We start from the raw sequence: 19668 nt of genomic DNA, 5'->3' as shown, positions 1-19668 counted from the left end.
CCGTGGGTATTTTGATTTCCGCGTGCGATGCAAAGGCCAGATGCCTGCGCAATCTGCGGCTGGGTCGGCGCGTTGGTGTAAACAGCATCTGCCGTCTGTACGCCACCCTTAATCTTCAATTTCACACGCAAATCCGGCGCGGCTATCTGCCACCCGGGCACCGCGTACGTCTGCGATATGAAACGTTTCTGGTTCATTCAGCCGCAATCTTCTCAGTCTTGCGGGTCTGCGCCTGTGCCGATAGTTCGGCCATCAATTGCGAGGCGCGGGCAATCGGGTTGGTCAGGTAGAAATCCTTGATTGCATTGCGGAAGCTGGCTTCTCCCAATTTTCCGGCTTGTAGCGCCGCTGCTTCATTCTCAATCACCTCATCAATGCGCGCCAGATGCGGAACAGATTCGAGCAAGGAGGTGCGCAACTGAGCCAATGTATCGTAGGGCAGAGTAGCCCCCAGCTCGGCAGACAACGCCCTTAGGATTGCCCAGTTTTCCTTGGCCTCTCCCGGTGCAAAGCCTGCGCGCATGGCGAGTTGAGGACGCCCTTCGGTGTTCACGAACAGACCGTTTTCTTCTGTGTAAGCCGCCCCCGGCAGGATCACATCTGCGCGGTGCGCGCCACGATCGCCGTGACTGCCCTGATAGATCACAAAAGCACCCTCGCCGATCTCGACTTCGTCAGCACCGAGGTTATAGATCACATCGGCCGCGTTGACCGCCTCCATGCCACTTTCGTTGGTCGCATCCACATCCATCGCACCTACGCGCGATGCCGCGGTGTGCAGAACGATCAGCCCACTTTCGGTATTGCTTGCAATGGCTTGCGCGGCGGCCAGAACGGCAGAGCCATCGGCCTCCTGTAGCGCGCCCTGCCCGACGATGACAAGAGAGCGCTTGCTCTTGATCTCATCATCACCACCCATATCAACGATGGTCTGCAGCGCGGCACGGTCGCTGCCTACATGGTGATACTCATAGGTCAGATCGACGGCAGGCCCGACCAAGGCCACCTCGGCGCCGTGTGCCCAGGCCTTGCGGATACGAGCATTCAAAACCGGAGCCTCGTCACGCGGGTTGGTCCCGATCAACAGGATACGTTCAGCTGCATCAATATCTTCGATTGCCGCGGTCCCGGCATAGGCTGCTCGGTTACCCGCAGGCAGTTTGGCGCCGTCGGTGCGGCACTCAACGATACCGCCTTGCCCTTCTATCATCTGTTTCAGCGCATAGATGGCCTCAACCGAAGCCAGATCACCTACGATCCCAGCCGGTTTCTCGGCCCCCTTAAGAACCTCAGCAGCTTTGTTCAGTGCTTCTGGCCATGTGGCAGGACGCAGCTTGCCGTTTTCGCGCACATAAGGCCTGTCCAGTCGCTGACGCCGTAAGCCGTCCCAGACAAAGCGGGTCTTGTCGCTGATCCATTCCTCGTTCACACCGTCATGGTTGCGCGGCAGAAAGCGCATCACTTCACGCCCTTTGGTATCTACACGGATGCTTGAGCCCAAAGCGTCCATCACGTCGATACTCTCGGTTTTGGTCAGTTCCCAAGGGCGAGCGGTGAATGCATATGGCTTCGAGGTCAACGCCCCTACCGGGCACAGATCGATGATGTTGCCCTGCAGGTTCGAATCCAGCGTCTGGTTCAGGTACGAGGTGATCTCGGCATCTTCGCCGCGTCCGGTCTGACCCATCTGGGTGATCCCGGCGACCTCTGTGGTGAAGCGCACGCAACGAGTACAACTGATGCAGCGAGTCATCGCGGTGCCAACCAGCGGACCAAGGTCCAGATCATCCACGGCACGCTTGGCTTCTTTGAAGCGCGTCCCTGACAGACCATAGGCCATGGCCTGATCCTGCAGGTCACACTCACCGCCCTGATCGCAGATCGGGCAATCCAGCGGGTGGTTGATCAGCAGAAACTCCATCACCCCTTCGCGGGCCTTCTTGACCATGGGCGAGTTCGTCTTGACCACCGGTGCCTGCCCTTCCGGACCCGGACGCAGATCGCGCACCTGCATCGCGCAGGAGGCCGCCGGTTTCGGCGGGCCGCCCACGACCTCGACCAGACACATCCGGCAGTTCCCGGCAATCGACAGACGCTCGTGATAGCAAAAGCGCGGCACCTCGACCCCGGCCTGCTCGCAGGCCTGGATCAGTGTCATCGCGCCATCGACTTCGATTTCCTGCCCGTCGATATTGACTTTGCGGAGGTCAGACATCGCTAGTTCGCCCTCAAATACACGCCTATGGCGCTGTTTCTTTCAATCTCTTTCCGCCCTAACGTGCAGAAAGAATTGGGATTTTCATAAGACACGCCGTTTTGGATCAGATACGCCTCACCTTTGGCGCGCATCCTGTCTTTTTCGGCATCCGAGTCCACATAGGCGCGGATTTCCTTGTCCGAATATCCCAGTTTGTTCGCCTTGGACCGCAGATCCCACATCACCCCAATCGCCTTAAGTCGACGCCCGCTGATCGACGGACAGTACTCCGAAATCTCATTTGCGATCGCGATGTAGTAGAGTTCGTTGTCGATCTCTTTGACATCCCTCAAGGGTGGTTTGGCTTCGGCCATTACAGGCATCGAAATCGCGCAAATCGCGGCCAGAAGTCGTACAACAGTCATGACATTTCCTTTCGTCTTGGGATTCCCAAGACGGCGGTCAGCCGGGCTGCTATGCAATAACAGCCCATGGGTTTTGCCGTGATATGCGATACGGTGGCTCATGGTCGCTGACAGCTTCCGGCATATGTCAGCTTATCGTTTTCGATCCGTAGATTTTGCGGCTCGGTCTCCGGCCCAACCTTCCATACAATTCTGGACGATCCAAAATTCTGGATGCAGAATTTTGTGCCCTCATAACGGCCTGCTTCGCGTGCGCCTTCCAATGACTGCGAAACGCCATTCACAGTCACAGTGAAATCGGTAGGTGTCGTCTTCTTATCCACGTGTTTAGCGTTGGCGTTGAAGAAAATGCCGTCAAACGCCACGCGGGTCGCCCTCGATTTCGCTGTACCGCAGGCAGATACAAGTAAGCTTCCCACCAATACCATTGTCATTACGAATACGCGTTTCGCCATCATGACCACTCCTGTTTCGTGGCTGGCGCTTGTGGCATCCGCTGATGCGCAGGAGAAAGCGTATGAATCAACATCCCGTTCACTCCGCCGCGACCTGTACGCAACGATTGTCGCGCCACTTGCTGGCCTGTTTCAATTCTGCCCACCCAAAGGCATGCTCGCTGGGTCCTTCCGAGCGCAGCTTTTCCAGACGATCCAGCGCTTCAGCCAAACTGGGGCAATGCCCTTCCCGCACCCACCACATGACAAAATGTTGTTCGCCAAGGATTTCGAACCACTCTTGCCGACGCTCGTAGAACTGTTTGTGGATAGTCCCCCAAACAAATTTCTCAAGGCTGGCGACGTCTTCCCAAACCGTCAGGTTCGCGACGAATTGCGGATCATCCCCGATGCTGTTTTCGGTGTTGCCTGTTCCCGGTTCTCCGGACCCTTCCATCATCCAGACAAAGCCGGACATCCGCTTGCCAAGCCCGTTGACGCGATCCAGGTTGGCCATGAATTCAGCCACGCGCGGATCGTCTGTTGGCGCCAACAAACGGCCGACATTCAACTCGGCCAGATGATATCCTTCGGGCTGGATCAAAACGCGGCCACCAGCGCAATAAGGCCAAGAATGAACATGCAGGCCCATCCAACCACATAAGCAACAGACCGGACCCCGCTATGCGGCTTGCCGATCCCGCGCAGGTGAATCACCAACATAACAACCCGCGCCAGCAGCGCTACTGAGGCCAGCAGGTTCACCCAGAACGGGCTGGCCCCCAACAGGATCGCCGCGACTGTAACAGTCAAAAAGGCAGGCAGAGTTTCAGTGCCGTTCAGATAAGCGCGGTTCAAACGATAGGCCCTGTCCGAATAATCCTGATCCGGAGTGGCCCCCGGTGCCAGCCCCTTGCCCGCTTTTGCAAGCGCCGAGAACGGCGACATGAACAGAACGATCAGGGTAAAGATCACCAAAGCGGCGATCGCGTGGGAATATTCGGCATAGACTTCCATCGATTTTACTCCGCTGCCATCGCACCCATGCGGCCCGATTTCTGGGCCTTGATGCGGTCCTCTATTTCTTCTCGGAAATTGCGGATCAGACCTTGGATCGGCCAGGCCGCCGCATCGCCAAGGGCGCAGATCGTGTGGCCTTCAACCTGTTTGGTGACGTCAAACAGCATGTCGATCTCTTCCAGTTCGGCTTCACCGCGTACAAGACGATCCATCACGCGCATCATCCAACCAGTGCCTTCACGACATGGCGTACACTGGCCGCAACTTTCGTGCTTGTAGAACTTCGACAACCGCCAGATTGCCTTGATGATGTCGGTGGACCTGTCCATCACGATGACCGCTGCCGTGCCCAGACCCGAACCCAGTTCTCCGCGCAGATAGTCAAAATCCATGATCGCGTCGCGCATGTTCTCACCGCGCACGCATGGCACCGAAGACCCGCCGGGTATTACCGCCAGCAGATTGTCCCAGCCGCCACGAATGCCGCCGCAATGGGTTTCAATCAGCTCTTCGAAGGAAATCGACATCGCCTCTTCGACGACACAGGGGTTGTTCACATGGCCCGAGATCGCAAACAGCTTGGTGCCCGCGTTGTTCTGACGGCCAAAGCCTGCGAACCAGTCGGCACCACGCCGCAGAATCGTGGGCACAACGGCAATCGATTCCACATTGTTCACCGTGGTCGGGCAGCCATAAAGACCCGCACCCGCCGGAAACGGAGGCTTCATGCGCGGCATACCCTTCTTGCCCTCAAGGCTTTCGATCAGAGCAGTTTCCTCGCCGCAGATATAAGCCCCAGCGCCGTGATGCAGGAACAGGTCGAAATCCCAGCCGGAACCAGCAGCATTCTTCCCGAGCAGACCCGCGTCATAGGCTTCGTCAATCGCCGCCTGCAGAGCCTCACGCTCGCGGATGTATTCGCCGCGCAGGTAGATGTAGCAAGTATTCGCGTTCATTGCGAAAGACGCGATCAGGCACCCCTCGATCAGCGTGTGCGGATCATGACGCATAATCTCGCGGTCTTTGCACGTCCCGGGTTCGGATTCATCCGCGTTCACCACCAGATAAGCCGGGCGACCATCGCTTTCCTTGGGCATGAAAGACCATTTCAGACCGGTCGGGAAACCCGCACCACCACGGCCGCGCAGACCTGAATCCTTCATCGTCTGGATGATCCAGTCACGGCCCTTTTCAATCAGGCCAGCGGTGCCGTCCCAATGCCCCCGGGCCTGCGCGCCTTTCAAAGTGCGCTCGTGCATCCCGTAGATGTTGGTAAAGATCCTGTCCTGATCCTTCAGCATCGCTCAGTTACCTTTGGCTGTCCTGACGCATGCGCCAGAGTTGAAAAATGTTGACGCCCGCATAGATGAAACCTGCCAGAGCGGCAAAATCAAACAGCAGCGCATAGCGCGCGGTCAAGCCCAGCGCCGGGCCGATGAACAAATTCATGGCCAGCCAAATCACCATCGTCACGGCGATGACGATGCCGATATGTCGGCCCTTGCGGGCTATGGCCAGTTCCTTGTCTTTATCCATCTCGTCCTGATGCCCCAAACGGGCACACATCTAGTCCTCGTAAGTGCCGTCTTCCTTGGCACGTTTGGCGAAATCGGTCTCTATACCCGTCGCCAATTTCGCGGCTTGTTCGATCCACCCGTCCCGCTCGATCCGGCCTTTGAATTTCAGCCGTGCATCCACCCACGCCACTTGCTCGGGTGTCCATGCAGCGATCTGGTCATAGTGGTAAAAGCCCAACTCGTTCAGAGTCTCTTCCAGCTTCGGACCTACGCCCTTCAGCATCTTCAGATCATCGGGCTTGCCATCGCGCGCACTGCTCAGCGTTTCCGGCTGATCCTCTTTCGCTGCTTTCGCCTCAGCGGCTTGTTTCACCGCTGGCTTCGCCGAGGCTGGCGCTTTGGGCGGCTTCGGCGCAGCTTTTGTAGCAGCAGCCTTGCCATCCTTGCCCAGCCACGGCGTCAGGATCGGAACTTCGGTTCCGTCGATGCGCTTGACCGTATCGCCCAAATCGCTCGCAAGCTGAACGCTTGCGTTATACTGCGTTCTGCCGCTGTCATACTCCGTCAGGCTGGTCAGCCCCTTCAGAGGTTCCGCCGCATAGCGCCCGTTCTGAGGACCCGGAGTCGGCACTTTGCCCGCCACCAGATCATCGAGAATCTTGCCAAAGCTCTCGGTCGTCAGATCTTCGTAGTAATCCTTACCGATCTGCGCCATCGGGGCATTGGTGCAAGATCCGAGGCATTCCACCTCTTCCCAGCTCAGCTTGCCATCAGCAGACAGTTCATGCGGCTTTGCAGCGATCTTTTCCTTGCAAACCACAATCAGGTCCTCGGCCCCGCAAATCATGCAGGACGTAGTGCCGCAGACCTGAATATGCGCAACCGAACCAACCGGCTGCAGTTGGAACATGAAGTAGAACGAGGCAACCTCAAGAACGCGGATATAGGCCATACCAAGCATGTCGGCGACGGATTCGATCGCCGGACGGCTCAGCCATCCCTCCTGCTCCTGCGCGCGCCACAGCAGCGGGATGACCGCACTGGCCTGACGCCCCTCGGGATATTTGGTTATTTGCGCTTCGGCCCATTGCTGGTTAGCAGCGGTGAAGGCGAAGCTTTCGGGTTGTTCGGCGTGAAGACGGCGGAGCATTAGCGGTCAATCTCTCCAAATACGACGTCCATGGTGCCGATAATCGCGGCGACGTCGGCCAGTTGGTGGCCTCCGGCGACGTGGTCCATGGCTTGCAAGTGCAGGAACCCCGGCGCGCGGAGTTTGGCGCGGTAGGGCTTATTGGTGCCGTCGGCGACCAGATAGACGCCGAACTCGCCCTTGGGGGCTTCGACAGCGGCATAGACCTCGCCTGCGGGGACGTGGAAGCCTTCGGTATACAGCTTGAAGTGATGGATCAGACTTTCCATCGAGGTCTTCATGTCCGAGCGTTTCGGCGGGGTGATCTTGCCGCGCGCCAGCACGTCGCCGGGACAGTTGCGGATTTTGGCGATGGCCTGACGGATGATCAGCAGCGACTGGCGCATCTCTTCCATGCGCACCAGATAGCGGTCATAGCAATCGCCGTTCTTTCCGACGGGAATCTGGAACTCGAACTCGTCATAGCATTCATAGGGCTGCGCGCGGCGCAGGTCCCATGCCAGCCCCGATCCGCGCACCATTACGCCCGAGAAGCCGTATTTCTGAATGTCATCCTCGGTCACGACACCAATATCGGCGTTGCGCTGTTTGAAGATGCGGTTTTCGGTCAACAGGCCGTCGATGTCATCGAGAACGGCGGGAAACTCGTGGCTCCAAGCCTCGATATCGTCCAGCAGTTCCGGCGGCAGGTCCTGATGCACGCCTCCGGGGCGGAAATAGGCGGCGTGCAGGCGGGCACCACAGGCACGCTCATAGAACACCATCAGCTTTTCACGCTCTTCAAAACCCCACAGAGGCGGGGTCAGCGCGCCAACGTCCATGGCCTGAGTGGTCACGTTCAGCAGGTGGTTAAGAACACGACCGATCTCGGAATAGAGGACCCGGATCAGAGAGCCGCGACGCGGCACTTCAACCCCGGTCAGTTTTTCGATGGCCAGACACCACGCATGCTCCTGGTTCATCGGTGCCACGTAATCAAGACGGTCGAAATACGGCAGGTTCTGCAGATACGTCCGGCTTTCCATCAGCTTTTCGGTGCCACGGTGCAGCAGGCCGATATGCGGGTCGCAGCGTTCGACGATCTCGCCGTCCAGCTCTAGCACAAGACGCAAAACCCCGTGCGCCGCAGGGTGTTGCGGGCCGAAGTTGATGTTGAAGTTGCGGATCTTCTGTTCTCCGCTCAGCGCGTCCGTGCTGCCGTCATCGTATCTTGAGCCGTCCATCAACGCCCTCGTTTCTTCTTCGCTTCGGCCCGTACCCGGACCTTTTCCGCCTCAGCTGCCTTGGCAGCGGCCCCAGCCAACAGAACCCCAAGCGCCCCCAACGCAATCAGTTCCCCCAGACCCATCAGCGGCGCTCCATCTCTTGCAGTTTCATGGCCATGATCCAAATCAGGATCAGCGTTCCAATCGGGATGACGCAGGCTACGACCCAGTATTTCTCGATCCCGAAATGCGGTAGCAGCTTCAGCATCGGGATAATCGTGGCAACCGTGACGGCAATCCAGATCAGGAACTCCATGACTTACGACTCCTGTTTTTCATCCCCCGGAAGAATGTAGTTCGCACCTTCCCACGGGGACATGAAATCAAATTGACGGTATTCCTGAACCAATGAGACCGGTTCGTAGACCACGCGCTTTTGCGCTTCGTCATAGCGGACTTCAGTATAGCCAGTGGTCGGGAAATCCTTGCGCAGCGGATAGCCGCGGAAACCATAATCCGTAAGGATGCGTCGCAAGTCTGGATGACCTGAGAACAGGATGCCGAACATGTCGAACACCTCGCGCTCGAACCAATTGGCAGAGGGGTGCACGTCCACGATTGAAGGCACCATGTCATCTTCTCGGATCGAGACTCGCAAGCGAATGCGCTGGTTCTGATACATTGACAGGAAGTGGTAGACCACATCGAACCGCTTGGCCCGTTCGGGGTAGTCGACGCCGGTGATGTCAACCAGGGTCGAGAACTGGCAGGTCCGGTCACTTTTGAGAAACTCAATGAATTCCACCAGATTCGAAGGAGCCACATCGACGTTCAGCTCGCCATGGGTCACATCCCAGGCCAGAACGCAATCTGCACGTTTCAGCTCCAACTGAGCGCCGAGTTCTTTGAGTGCTTCGCTCATCTATCCTCTCCCTCAGCGTACGATGGTGCCGGTTCGGCGGATTTTGCGTTGCAGCTGCATCAGCCCATACAACAACGCCTCAGCGGTTGGAGGGCAGCCGGGCACGTAGATATCCACCGGAACAACCCGGTCACAGCCACGAACGACCGAATAGGAATAGTGATAGTACCCACCGCCATTCGCGCAGGAGCCCATCGAGATCACATAGCGCGGCTCGGGCATCTGGTCATAAACCTTGCGCAGCGCCGGGGCCATCTTGTTGGTCAGCGTTCCAGCGACGATCATCACATCAGACTGGCGCGGAGACGCACGAGGCGCGATGCCGAACCGTTCCGCGTCATACCGTGGCATCGACGTGTGCATCATCTCAACCGCGCAGCAGGCCAGACCAAAGGTCATCCAGTGCAAGCTACCGGTACGGGCCCAGTTGATGATGTCTTCGGTCGAGGTCAACAGGAAACCTTTGTCCTGCAGCTCGGCGTTCAGGGCCTGGGTGGCGACTTCCTTGTCGACGCCGGCGGTGTTTGCGCCCGTCATCACTCCCATTCCAGGGCCCCTTTCTTCCATTCATAGGCAAAGCCGATGGTCAGCACCGCCAGGAACACCATCATCGACCAGAACCCAACATCGCTGATGTCTTTGAAGCCAACGGCCCAGGGGAACAGGAAGGCGATTTCCAGATCAAAGATGATGAAGAGAATCGCGACCAGATAGAATCGGACGTCGAATTTCATCCGCGCATCGTCGAATGCGTTGAAGCCACATTCATAGGCGCTGACCTTTTCGGGGTCGGGATTGCGGACAGCCAAGACCACAGCAGCCAGAATCAGCACGATTCCAAGGCCTACGGCAACGGCCAGAAACACCAGAATCGGGAGGTACTCCCGCAGCAGGTCTTCCACGTATAGCTCCTTTCCTGCGCAAGTCCCGAAAGGGTGCGCCGTCAATTGGCGATTTGACTGGACATTCTCTATCCCTGTGGGGTCAGAGGGTCAACCGAACAGAAACGCGCAGGTCGGCATTGTTACAATCATCCAGCGGGCGATTGCGGAGAATACTTCTGGAACAAAGTGATCGGCTAAACCTAACTAATCCATGCAGGTTTTCGTTTGTCGAAAAAGGCGCCGATTCCCTCTTGCGCCTCATCAGTTTCCCAACGCGCGACAAGCTGTCGAATGGTGTGGTCAATCACCGCGTCATCAATTCGCGGCCCAAGTGACTGGATCAGCTGCTTGGCCGAAGACACTGCACCGGGTGCACAGGACAGATAGGGAAGCACCTCGGCTTCAACCGCCTCGGCCAACGTTTCAGCGGGCACTGCGCGGGCCAGCAGGCCCAGTTCGACCGCTTCCGCCGCTTCGAACAGGCGGGCAGACATAAAGACGCGCCGCGACCGTGCTTCGCCCATTCGGGCAATGACATAGGGTCCAATCGTCGCCGGAATCAGGCCAAGCCGCGTCTCGGTCAGACCCATCTTCAGGCTTTCCACACCGATCGCCACATCGCAGACCGAGGCCATCCCGACACCTCCACCAAACGCGTTTCCCTGCAACGCGCCGATCAAGGGTTTGGGCAGCGTATTTAAGGCATTCAGCATCTCAGCCAGCTTGCGCGCTTCGGCAAAACGCGTCTCGGGATCGGCAGCCATCTGCGCCTGCATCCAACCCAGATCACCCCCGGCGCAAAAGCTCTTGCCCGCGGCGGCCAGAACCACCACCCGCACCGCATCATCATTTGCCAATTGCCCAGCGGCCTTGGTTAGTTCTGCAATCATCTGCGCCGACAGTGCGTTGTGCTTCTCGGGTCGATCCAGCGTCAGAGTAGCCACGCCACGCGCGTCTGTGTTCAGCGTAATGGTCTCGAACATATCTTATTCCGCCCGCATTGCCCGCGCCATGCGCGCCGCCTGTTCCAGAACCGGCACATCCAGACCGGTCTCATATCCCAACCGTTCCAGATGTGCGGTCACGGCTTCGGTTGCGACATTACCGGCCGCACCCGGCGCATAAGGGCAACCACCCAGCCCGCCCACGGCGGTATCAAATACCCGCACACCCAAGGCAAGCGAAGCGTCTATGTTGTCGATTGCCCGCCCGTTGGTATCATGAAAATGTCCTGCAAGCCGGGTAACCGGCACTCGTTCGCGCACGGCCAGCAGCATATGAGCAATCTTGTCCGGCGTTCCCTGCCCAATTGTATCCCCCAGCGAAATCTCATAGCAGCCATGGGCAAACAGCGCGTCCGCCACCTCGGCCACCTTCTCGGGCGGGGTCGGGCCGTCATAGGGACAGTCGGTCACGCACGAGACATAGCCCCGGACGGGCAGATCAATATGTCGTGCTGCTTCGAGAATGGGCACAAACCGTTCGATGGATTCGGCAATCGTTGCGTTTATGTTCGCTTTCGAGAACCCCTCGGACGCCGAAGCAAACACCGCGATCTCATCTGCCTTGGCTGCCAACGCGTCCTCATACCCGCGCATATTCGGCGTCAGCGCAGCGTACCGCACGCCTTCGGTCCGTGTGATTCCAGCCATAACTTCACCGCTGCCCGCCATTTGCGGGACCCATTTCGGTGAGACAAAACTGGCAACTTCGATTCGGTTGAAACCGGCCCGGCTGAGGCAATCGACCAAGGCGACCTTCTCGGCCACCGGGATCTCGCGCTGTTCGTTCTGCAGGCCGTCGCGTGGCCCGACCTCGAATATTTCGACCCGTGCTTTCATCAGCGCATCCCTTCCCGGTTTCTTATCGTTTCAATTGCGGATGGCCCGACTGTGCCACGCAATCCACGGGCCGAACAGATCAATCCTCGGCCAACCGAACCAACGCCGCACCGGCCTCGACCTGTGCCCCCGCTTCGGCCAGCACTTCTGCAACCACGCCATCGCGGGCGGCTAATAGAGAATGCTCCATCTTCATGGCTTCCAGAATGGCCAGCCGGTCGCCCTCTTTCACCTCCTGCCCCGCCGAGGCGAAGACGGCCTTGACCAGCCCGGGCATCGGCGCCTCGATCACGTTGGTGTCACCTGCAGCACTGGCATCGCGGTCCAGAGGGTCAATGACCTCAAATACCTGCCCATAGTCGTCGAATACAGTGACCTGTGACCCGGCCATGACAACATTGGGCATGGGTGTCCCATCGATGGTCCAGCCAGCGCCACGCCGCTGCGCAACAAGCTGCGCACCTTCGATCTCCCAAATCTGCCGATCCGGGCCTTCGACCTGGACATCCAGATCAACAACCTCTCCGTCCCGCAGAAACTGCATAGCGCGATGTAACGGTGCCCATAGCGTAAAGCCCGTTTCAGAGACCGTCTCGGCCAGACCCAACGCCGTCATCGCCGAAGCCACTGCCGACGCGTTGCTTACGCCAGCTTCCTGCACCAGATCATCAAGATCCCGCCCGATCAGCCCGGTATCCACGTCGCCCGACGCAAACCCGCTGTGCCGCGTCAGAGCACCAAGGAAGGCGAGATTTGTGACAGTCCCGGCGACCTCGGTCTGGCGCAAGGTCCGGTGGAGATTTTCCAAAGCGACCGCGCGTGTCGGGCCATGCACCACGACCTTGGCGATCATAGGGTCGTACCATGGGCTGATCGCATCCCCGCCGCGCACGCCACTGTCGGCACGGCAGCCTTCCGGGAAGCGCAGATGAGTCAGCGTACCGGTCGCGGGCAGGAAGCCCTTGGGTACATCTTCGGCATAAAGCCTCGCCTCAAAGGAATGTCCGCGGATCGACAAATCGCCCTGCCGCTTCGGCAGGCTTTCACCCGCTGCTACGCGCAACTGCCATTCGACCAGATCAACGCCGGTAATGGCCTCGGTCACCGGGTGCTCGACTTGCAGGCGCGTGTTCATCTCCATGAACCAGAACCGATCCGGGCGCAGCCCGTCCGAGGCATCGACGATGAACTCAACCGTCCCTGCACCTTTGTAGCCAATCGCCTCAGCCGCGCGCACGCCCGCCTGCCCCATCGCCTCACGCATCTCGGCAGTCATTCCAGGGGCTGGGGCCTCTTCGATCACTTTCTGATGTCGCCGCTGCAACGAGCAGTCGCGTTCAAACAGATGCACCGCATGGGTGCCATCGCCGAACACCTGCACCTCGATATGGCGGGGCTTGGCGACGAATTTCTCGACAAGTACAGCATCATTACCGAACGCCGTCTTTGCCTCACCGCGCGCGCTGTCCAATGCAGCCGAGAACTCCTCGGGCGCCTCGACCAGCCGCATCCCCTTGCCACCACCACCTGCAACGGCCTTGATCAAAACGGGATACCCGATGGTATCTGCCGCGCCAGCCAGATGTTCAGGGTCCTGATTGTCGCCATGATAGCCGGGGACGACGGGAACTCCTGCGTCCTCCATCAATACCTTGGCTGCATCCTTAAGGCCCATCTTGCGGATCGCGTCCGCCGATGGCCCGATGAAGGTCAGACCTGCAGCCTCGACTGCATCCACAAAATCCGGGTTTTCGGACAAGAACCCATAACCAGGATGGATCGCCTGCGCTCCTGTATCCAGCGCCGCCTGAATGATCACATCACCCTTCAGATAGCTTTCGGCTGGGGCCGCGCCACCAATATGCACCGCTTCATCCGCCATTTGCGCATGCTTGGCCGATGCATCAGCATCCGAATACACAGCCACACAATATACGCCCATCTTCTGAGCAGTTTCCATGACCCGGCAGGCGATCTCGCCGCGATTGGCAATCAGGATTTTGTTAAACATAGCTTACCCCTTAACCGCCAGATCTTCGACAAGGCGGAAGCGTTCGCACAGCAATTCCATCTCGGGATCGAACCCGCCATTGCGTTCGAAATACCGGCGATGATCCTCGCGCCATCCCTCAAGCGTTTCATTCTCACCCTCGGCCAACGCAAAGTCTTCGGTCACATCGCAATATCGGCAGGTCGAGACCTCGATAGTTTCGATCACCAAAGCCGGGCGATCATCCCATTCCAGTGCAATATCCTGCCGCCCAACGACCGGAATATCAGCACTACCTTCTGGGTAGTCTCGCAAAGCACCACATGTCGCCGTTTTTCGGCCTAATCTTACCAACGCCAGCAGCTCGGCGCTTAGCGATGCGCTGTCTCCAAACTTGAAGGTCTGCGCGCCCGGGTAGCGGGCCATTACTTCATTCAATGAAACGCTCATCTTACATCCTGAACACGCCGAAACGTGTCTCCTCGATCGGGGCGTTAAGTGCGGCGCTCAGCGATAGGGCCAGCACGTCACGGCTTTTGCGGGGGTCGATGATGCCGTCATCCCACAACCGCGCCGACGCGTAGAGCGGGTGGGATTGTTCTTCGAACATGTCCAGCGTCGGGCGCTTGAATTCAGCTTCTTCCTCAGCCGACCATGTGCCGCCCTGTCGTTCGAGCCCGTCGCGTTTGACAGTCGCTAGGACACCTGCAGCTTGCTCGCCCCCCATCACTGAGATACGCGAATTCGGCCAAGTCCACAGGAACCGAGGCTGATAGGCGCGTCCTGCCATGCCGTAGTTTCCAGCTCCGAAGGACCCTCCGACAAGCATTGTGATCTTTGGAACGCTCGTCGTCGCCACCGCCGTCACCATCTTGGCCCCGTGCCGCGCGATGCCTTCGTTTTCGTATTTGCGGCCGACCATGAAGCCGGTGATGTTCTGCAGGAAGACCAGCGGGGTTTTGCGCTGCGAGCACAGTTCGACAAAATGCGCACCCTTCTGCGCGGCCTCAGAAAACAACACACCGTTGTTGGCAATGATCCCGACCGGGCAGCCTTTGACATGGGCAAAACCGGTCACCAGCGTCTCACCAAATCGCGGTTTGAACTCGTCGAACCGAGAGCCATCGACCAGTCGTGCAATCACCTCGCGAATGTCATAGGGCGTGCGCAGATCGGCCGGAACTACGCCCAAAATTTCCTCGGGATCATAGGCAGGCTCTTCCGGTGTTTCGAACTGTAGGCCAGGCTTCAGCCCGGCACCCCCCAACGACCCGACGGCCCGCCGAGCCAAGGCCAACGCATGCGCATCGTCCTCGGCCAGATAATCCGCCACGCCGGACAGACGCGTATGCACATCGCCACCACCCAGATCTTCGGCTGTCACAACCTCCCCAGTCGCGGCCTTGACCAGAGGTGGTCCGGCCAGAAAGATCGTGCCCTGTTCTTTTACGATGATCGTGACATCGGACATCGCAGGCACATAGGCCCCGCCCGCCGTACACGAGCCCATCACGACGGCTATCTGAGCGATCCCCTTCGCGCTCATCCGCGCCTGATTGTAGAAGATGCGGCCAAAGTGATCGCGATCGGGAAACACCTCATCCTGATTGGGCAGGTTCGCGCCGCCGCTATCGACCAAATAGATGCAGGGCAGATGGTTTTCCTCGGCAATCTCCTGCGCGCGGAGGTGTTTCTTGACGGTCATCGGATAGTATGTGCCGCCTTTCACAGTGGCATCGTTGCACACCACCATGACCTCGCGCCCCTGCACTCGGCCAATCCCCGCGATCACCCCGGCACAGGGCGCGGCATCTCCATACATCCCATGTGCCGCCGTCGCGCCGATTTCCAAGAACGGAGAACCCGGATCGAGCAGGTTCGCCACCCGACGACGCGGCAGCATCTTGCCCCGCGATTCATGCCGCGCCCGCGATTTTTCACCGCCACCCATGCGGGCCGCTTCGGCGGCATCCGTAATATGTGCCAGCGCATCCAGATGTGCGGCTCGGTTCGCCTTAAACCCCTCAGAGGTTGGTATGGCTTTGGATTTTATTTTCATTCCATCTTCCCCAAGTCGCGCAATTCCACAGCGCGTTCAGCGGTTTCGGTCAGCAGGCAATTTGCGGCAACAATCGAGCGTATCGTTCCATCAGACCATATGCCGTAGGCCAGAGCACATTCAGCATCCCGAAACCCGATCCATGCGCGTTGAGCATCTCGCAACTGGTCCGAAAGTTCGGGACTTTGTTCAGCCAGTTCTGCTCGACGCAGTTTATACTGTTCGTTTAGAAATGAATCCCAAATTTGGGTTTCGGCTTGAATACACTCGGTGATGCCAAGGGTTGTTTCATTTCCCGGTATCGTTTGGCAGGCATTGGCAGCTGCGCCGAGACATGATGACATGCTATCGCCCTGCTGCGTCTGAGAAAAACACTGTTGAATATACGACTGGTCTACCCAAGCGCCCTGAGCGGAAACAAGCGATGGTGCTAGCATCGCAGCAAGTGCAATTCGCATCATGTAATTGCCTCCCCTGCAGCCCGCGCCTTCAATTCCTTCCGGATCACCTTTCCTGTCACCGTCATCGGCAACTCTTCCAGAAACGACACCTCACGCGGATAGGAATACCGCGCCAAACGGTCCTTAACCCAGTCCTGCAACTCAGCGCCCGACGCCTCAGCCCCCGGCTTCAACACCACATAGGCCTTCACGATCTCGGTCCGAAGCTCATCGGGCTTGCCGACCACGCCCACCGTTGCCACTGCCGGGTGGGTCAGCAGGCAATCCTCGATCTCAGCCGGGCCAATCCGGTAACCTGCCGAGGTAATCACGTCATCATCCCGACCGACAAAGCGCAGATAATCGCCCTCCCACACGCCACGGTCACCGGTGATCAGCCAATCACCTCGGAATTTCTCAGCCGTTGCTTGCGGATTATTCCAGTATTCCAGCAGCATTGAGGCCGAACCGCGCCGGATGGCAAAATCGCCTTCCTCCGTCGTCGGTAGGCCGTGATCGTCAATTACCGCCACCTCATGACCAGGCACCGGTTTACCGATACAGCCGGGTTGCACGGGAAAGTCGTGGGCACAAGACGAAACAACCATGTTGCATTCCGTCTGACCATAAAACTCGTTGATCGTCAGACCAAAGGCCTGCTGGCCCCAAGCCAACATCTCAGCGCCCAAAGGCTCGCCCCCAGACGCCACCGACCGCAATCCCGGTATCGACTGATCCGCAGCTTTGAGCATCCGTAAAGCCGTCGGCGGAAAGAAGACGTTCCGCACCCCTGCCCGCGCGATCACATCGGCGCAGGCCTGTGGGGTGAATTTGTCCAACCGCGTGGCGACCACCGGAACGCCCAGCGCAAGCCCGGGCATCAGAACGTCGAACAAGCCGCCGATCCACGCCCAGTCTGCTGGCGTCCACAGGCAATCCCCTTCACGCAAGTGATTGTGGCTGATCGAGACGCCCGGCAGGTGGCCCGTCAGCACGCGATGACCGTGCAGCGCACCCTTGGGGCTGCCAGTAGTGCCGGACGTGTAGATTAGGGCTGCCGGATCCTCGGGGCCGGTATCAGCAAAGGGCACCGGTTGCCCTTCCTGCCTAATCTCATCAACCAAAAGCGGTTGGGCCAATTCACCCAGTAACGCAGACCCTTCCGCATCGGTCAAAACAATCAGGGCGCCTGAATCTCTGACGCGCGATGCCAGCGCATCGTGTTTGAACAGCTTGAACAACGGCACCGAAATCGCACCGATCTTCCAGATCGCCAGATGCGCGGCGGCACACCACGGCGACTGGCTGAGCAAGACGCCAACCCGGTCTCCTGGCTGGACCCGAGCTATCAACGCGCGAGCGATGCCATCAACCATAAGCTCCAGTTCGCCAAATGTTACCACGCTCGGATCGCCCCGGGTCAGATCCAGCAAAGCAACCCGATCGGATTGTTGCGACAGGCATTGCTGCGCCATGTTCAGCCGATCAGGCATCGCCCAGCTTTGGTCGCCGCGCAAACCCGGTATGCGCTCAGCGGGATGCATGCTGATTTTCCCTTATTTCATTAGCGGTTGCAGCTAGCCTCCCCGCTTCAGCAATTTCCGGAGTTTGATGCAGATCAGAGCATTTCTGCGCCGCGGCATCCAAAACATCGGCATCAACGCAAGCAAAGGCACGAATATGACAAAGAAACTCGCCGCTTTGACCCTTTCTACCGCACTTGTCGCTCTGGCTGCCCCAGCCTTCGCCCAATCCCAAGGCGATTGGACAGTCGGTGTTGGTGTCGGCTATCTGGACCCCAAATCCGACAATGGGACTCTGGCCGGGTTCGACGCCGAAATCGACTCGGACACCCGTCCGATTTTCACCGTCGAATACTTCGTTCAGGACAATCTCGGGATCGAGCTCTTGGCCTCGACCCCCTACAAGCATGACGTCACTCTCGGTGGCAGCGTTGACGCGGGCAGCGTCAAGCATCTTCCGCCTACTCTGTCGCTGAACTATCACTTCCCGACCAATAGCGCGTGGAAGCCCTATGTCGGCGCTGGTCTGAACTACACCATCTTCTTCGAGGAAGACTCGCCTTTGGGCGATCTCGATCTGGACAACTCCTTCGGCGTTTCTCTGCAGGCCGGTCTGGATTACATGGTCACGGAAAAAGGCGCGGTGCGTCTGAACGTGCGCTGGTTCGACATCGACTCGGACGTCAAACTTGACGGCAACAACATCGGCACCGCCGAAATCGACCCGTTCCTGATTGGCCTGTCCTACGTTCATCGTTTCTGATCCAATCGCAAAAAGCCCCGTGGTTCAATGAACTGCGGGGTTTTCCGTCACAACATCTCGTTCATCATTTCGCGCCCAATCAGCATGCGGCGGATTTCGCTGGTGCCCGCGCCGATCTCCATCAGCTTTGCATCTCGGAAAATCCGGCTGACCGGCGAATCCGACAGGAATCCGGCACCACCCAACGCCTGAACGGCTTGATGCGCCTGCACCATCGCCTGTTCCGAGGCATATAGGCAGCACGCTGCAGCATCCTGACGGGTTACATCCCCGCGGTCGCATGCCTTGGCAACTTCGTAGACATAGGCCCGCGCCGAATTCATGGCTGTGTACATATCCGCGATCTTGCCTTGCATGAGCTGGAAGCTACCGATCGGTTTTCCGAACTGCTTACGCTCGGCCAGATAGGGCATCACTTCATCCAAGCAGGCGGCCATGATCCCGGTTCCAATACCCGCAAGAACCACACGCTCATAGTCCAGACCGGACATCAGAACGGCTACACCCCGCCCTTCTTCGCCCAGAACATTCTCGAACGGCACTTCAACATCTTCAAAGATCAACTCAGCGGTGTTCGAGCCGCGCATGCCAAGCTTGTCGAAATGAGGCGAAGTCGAAAACCCGGTCATCTCTTTCTCGATCAGAAAGGCCGTGATCCCCTTTGACCCGGCGTCCGGATCGGTCTTGGCATAGACGACCAGAGTGTCTGCATCCGGCCCGTTGGTGATCCAGTATTTGTTGCCATTCAGCCGATAGTGATCGTTTCGCTTTTCTGCACGTAGCTTCATGGAAACCACATCCGACCCAGCCGAGGACTCGGACATAGCCAACGCCCCGACGTGTTCACCCGAAATCAGACGGGGCAGATATTTTTTCTTCTGCTCTTCTGTTCCGTTCAACTTGATCTGGTTCACGCACAAGTTCGAATGCGCGCCATAGGACAAAGATACCGAGGCCGAGGCGCGCGCCACTTCCTCAACTGCCACCGTATGCGCCAGATAGGACATACCGGCCCCGCCATATTCTTCAGGGACTGTGACGCCCAACAAACCAAGCTCACCCATCTCTTTCCACAGCTCATTCGGAAAGGCATTGGACGCGTCGATCTCGGCCGCCATCGGCTTGACCCGTTCCTGAGCCCAGCGGTGCACCATCTCACGCAAGGCGTTCACGTCCTCGCCCAGATCGAATTGCATTGTGGCCATAAACATGCAGGGCTCCTCCGATTGCATTAATGAACAAGCGTTCAATAATCAGATAGCAGCGTTTCCTCCTCGGGTCAATGACGACACGCAGGC

23 protein-coding genes are annotated in these 19668 nt (G+C 58.4%); 1 reads left to right on the top strand and 22 read right to left on the bottom strand.

The annotated features are described in order from the left end of the window. Positions 1-193 precede the first annotated feature (193 nt). The 21 genes from nuoG to ACR0DK_RS17745 form a co-directional block, all read right to left on the bottom strand. The gene (nuoG, locus tag ACR0DK_RS17845) at positions 194-2215 is read right to left on the bottom strand and encodes an NADH-quinone oxidoreductase subunit NuoG (RefSeq protein ID WP_223117776.1); all 2022 of its coding nucleotides are present in this window, start codon (positions 2213-2215) and stop codon (positions 194-196) included. A 2-nt stretch (positions 2216-2217) separates the two neighbouring features. Next, complete coding sequence (locus ACR0DK_RS17840; protein WP_255612031.1) at positions 2218-2622, bottom strand: DUF5333 domain-containing protein; 405 nt, start codon at positions 2620-2622, stop codon at positions 2218-2220. A gap of 98 nt (positions 2623-2720) precedes the next feature. Continuing rightward, positions 2721-3080, bottom strand: coding sequence for a hypothetical protein (locus tag ACR0DK_RS17835; RefSeq protein ID WP_170403988.1), 360 nt, complete (start codon positions 3078-3080; stop codon positions 2721-2723). A 76-nt stretch (positions 3081-3156) separates the two neighbouring features. Beyond that, positions 3157-3660, bottom strand: coding sequence for a DUF3291 domain-containing protein (locus tag ACR0DK_RS17830; protein ID WP_170403991.1), 504 nt, complete (start codon positions 3658-3660; stop codon positions 3157-3159). Further along, positions 3657-4073: an MAPEG family protein gene (locus tag ACR0DK_RS17825; RefSeq protein ID WP_170424105.1), complete on the bottom strand. Its 417-nt coding sequence runs from the start codon at positions 4071-4073 to the stop codon at positions 3657-3659. The genes ACR0DK_RS17830 and ACR0DK_RS17825 overlap by 4 nt, the downstream gene beginning before the upstream one ends. 5 nt (positions 4074-4078) lie before the next feature. Then, complete coding sequence (nuoF, locus tag ACR0DK_RS17820; RefSeq protein ID WP_170397053.1) at positions 4079-5377, bottom strand: NADH-quinone oxidoreductase subunit NuoF; 1299 nt, start codon at positions 5375-5377, stop codon at positions 4079-4081. Positions 5378-5384: 7 nt separating this feature from the next. Then, complete coding sequence (locus ACR0DK_RS17815; protein WP_170397749.1) at positions 5385-5612, bottom strand: DUF5337 domain-containing protein; 228 nt, start codon at positions 5610-5612, stop codon at positions 5385-5387. A gap of 30 nt (positions 5613-5642) precedes the next feature. Then, complete coding sequence (gene nuoE / locus ACR0DK_RS17810) at positions 5643-6743, bottom strand: NADH-quinone oxidoreductase subunit NuoE (RefSeq protein WP_480737391.1); 1101 nt, start codon at positions 6741-6743, stop codon at positions 5643-5645. Beyond that, a complete protein-coding gene (locus ACR0DK_RS17805) occupies positions 6743-7966 on the bottom strand; it encodes an NADH-quinone oxidoreductase subunit D (RefSeq protein ID WP_480737389.1) in 1224 nt (407 codons plus the stop codon). The genes nuoE and ACR0DK_RS17805 overlap by 1 nt, the downstream gene beginning before the upstream one ends. Next, the gene (locus ACR0DK_RS17800) at positions 7966-8091 is read right to left on the bottom strand and encodes a hypothetical protein (protein WP_010442774.1); all 126 of its coding nucleotides are present in this window, start codon (positions 8089-8091) and stop codon (positions 7966-7968) included. The genes ACR0DK_RS17805 and ACR0DK_RS17800 overlap by 1 nt, the downstream gene beginning before the upstream one ends. After that, positions 8091-8264, bottom strand: coding sequence for a hypothetical protein (locus ACR0DK_RS17795; protein WP_170397057.1), 174 nt, complete (start codon positions 8262-8264; stop codon positions 8091-8093). Before ACR0DK_RS17795 ends, ACR0DK_RS17800 begins: the two co-directional genes overlap by 1 nt. A gap of 3 nt (positions 8265-8267) precedes the next feature. After that, positions 8268-8870 carry an NADH-quinone oxidoreductase subunit C gene (locus tag ACR0DK_RS17790; RefSeq protein ID WP_170397059.1) on the bottom strand — a complete coding sequence of 201 codons (603 nt, stop codon included), beginning with the start codon at positions 8868-8870 and terminating at the stop codon, positions 8268-8270. Positions 8871-8882: 12 nt separating this feature from the next. Further along, complete coding sequence (locus ACR0DK_RS17785) at positions 8883-9416, bottom strand: NuoB/complex I 20 kDa subunit family protein (protein WP_010442777.1); 534 nt, start codon at positions 9414-9416, stop codon at positions 8883-8885. Then, complete coding sequence (locus tag ACR0DK_RS17780) at positions 9407-9772, bottom strand: NADH-quinone oxidoreductase subunit A (RefSeq protein ID WP_010442778.1); 366 nt, start codon at positions 9770-9772, stop codon at positions 9407-9409. The genes ACR0DK_RS17785 and ACR0DK_RS17780 overlap by 10 nt, the downstream gene beginning before the upstream one ends. Positions 9773-9954: 182 nt before the next feature. Continuing rightward, entirely contained in the window at positions 9955-10737 is a 783-nt protein-coding gene (locus tag ACR0DK_RS17775; RefSeq protein ID WP_480612889.1) for a crotonase/enoyl-CoA hydratase family protein, read from the bottom strand. A 3-nt stretch (positions 10738-10740) separates the two neighbouring features. After that, positions 10741-11595 (bottom strand): hydroxymethylglutaryl-CoA lyase, encoded by an 855-nt coding sequence (locus ACR0DK_RS17770; RefSeq protein ID WP_480737386.1) that lies wholly within the window; start codon positions 11593-11595, stop codon positions 10741-10743. 79 nt (positions 11596-11674) lie between these two features. Continuing rightward, a complete protein-coding gene (locus ACR0DK_RS17765; RefSeq protein WP_480737384.1) occupies positions 11675-13606 on the bottom strand; it encodes an acetyl/propionyl/methylcrotonyl-CoA carboxylase subunit alpha in 1932 nt (643 codons plus the stop codon). A 3-nt stretch (positions 13607-13609) separates the two neighbouring features. Next, complete coding sequence (locus tag ACR0DK_RS17760; protein WP_170626412.1) at positions 13610-14035, bottom strand: ASCH domain-containing protein; 426 nt, start codon at positions 14033-14035, stop codon at positions 13610-13612. A gap of 1 nt (position 14036) precedes the next feature. Continuing rightward, the gene (locus ACR0DK_RS17755) at positions 14037-15644 is read right to left on the bottom strand and encodes a carboxyl transferase domain-containing protein (protein ID WP_480737382.1); all 1608 of its coding nucleotides are present in this window, start codon (positions 15642-15644) and stop codon (positions 14037-14039) included. Continuing rightward, the gene (locus tag ACR0DK_RS17750) at positions 15641-16105 is read right to left on the bottom strand and encodes a lysozyme inhibitor LprI family protein (protein WP_170466002.1); all 465 of its coding nucleotides are present in this window, start codon (positions 16103-16105) and stop codon (positions 15641-15643) included. The genes ACR0DK_RS17755 and ACR0DK_RS17750 overlap by 4 nt, the downstream gene beginning before the upstream one ends. Further along, positions 16102-17628 (bottom strand): AMP-binding protein, encoded by a 1527-nt coding sequence (locus ACR0DK_RS17745; protein ID WP_480737380.1) that lies wholly within the window; start codon positions 17626-17628, stop codon positions 16102-16104. Before ACR0DK_RS17745 ends, ACR0DK_RS17750 begins: the two co-directional genes overlap by 4 nt. 136 nt (positions 17629-17764) lie before the next feature. On the opposite strand from ACR0DK_RS17745, the gene ACR0DK_RS17740 reads away from it, so the two are divergent. Next, positions 17765-18370, top strand: coding sequence for an OmpW family outer membrane protein (locus ACR0DK_RS17740; protein ID WP_170597050.1), 606 nt, complete (start codon positions 17765-17767; stop codon positions 18368-18370). A gap of 47 nt (positions 18371-18417) precedes the next feature. Here ACR0DK_RS17740 and ACR0DK_RS17735 read toward each other — a convergent pair whose 3' ends face one another. Then, on the bottom strand, positions 18418-19581 hold the full coding sequence (locus tag ACR0DK_RS17735) for an isovaleryl-CoA dehydrogenase (protein WP_223117768.1): 1164 nt from the start codon (positions 19579-19581) through the stop codon (positions 18418-18420). Positions 19582-19668: the final 87 nt, after the last annotated feature.

It is taken from the genome of Ruegeria sp. CE6 (assembly GCF_056537485.1).
The sequence above is the reverse complement of the archived record's forward strand: the minus strand, read 5'-3'. Positions and strand labels throughout refer to the sequence as shown.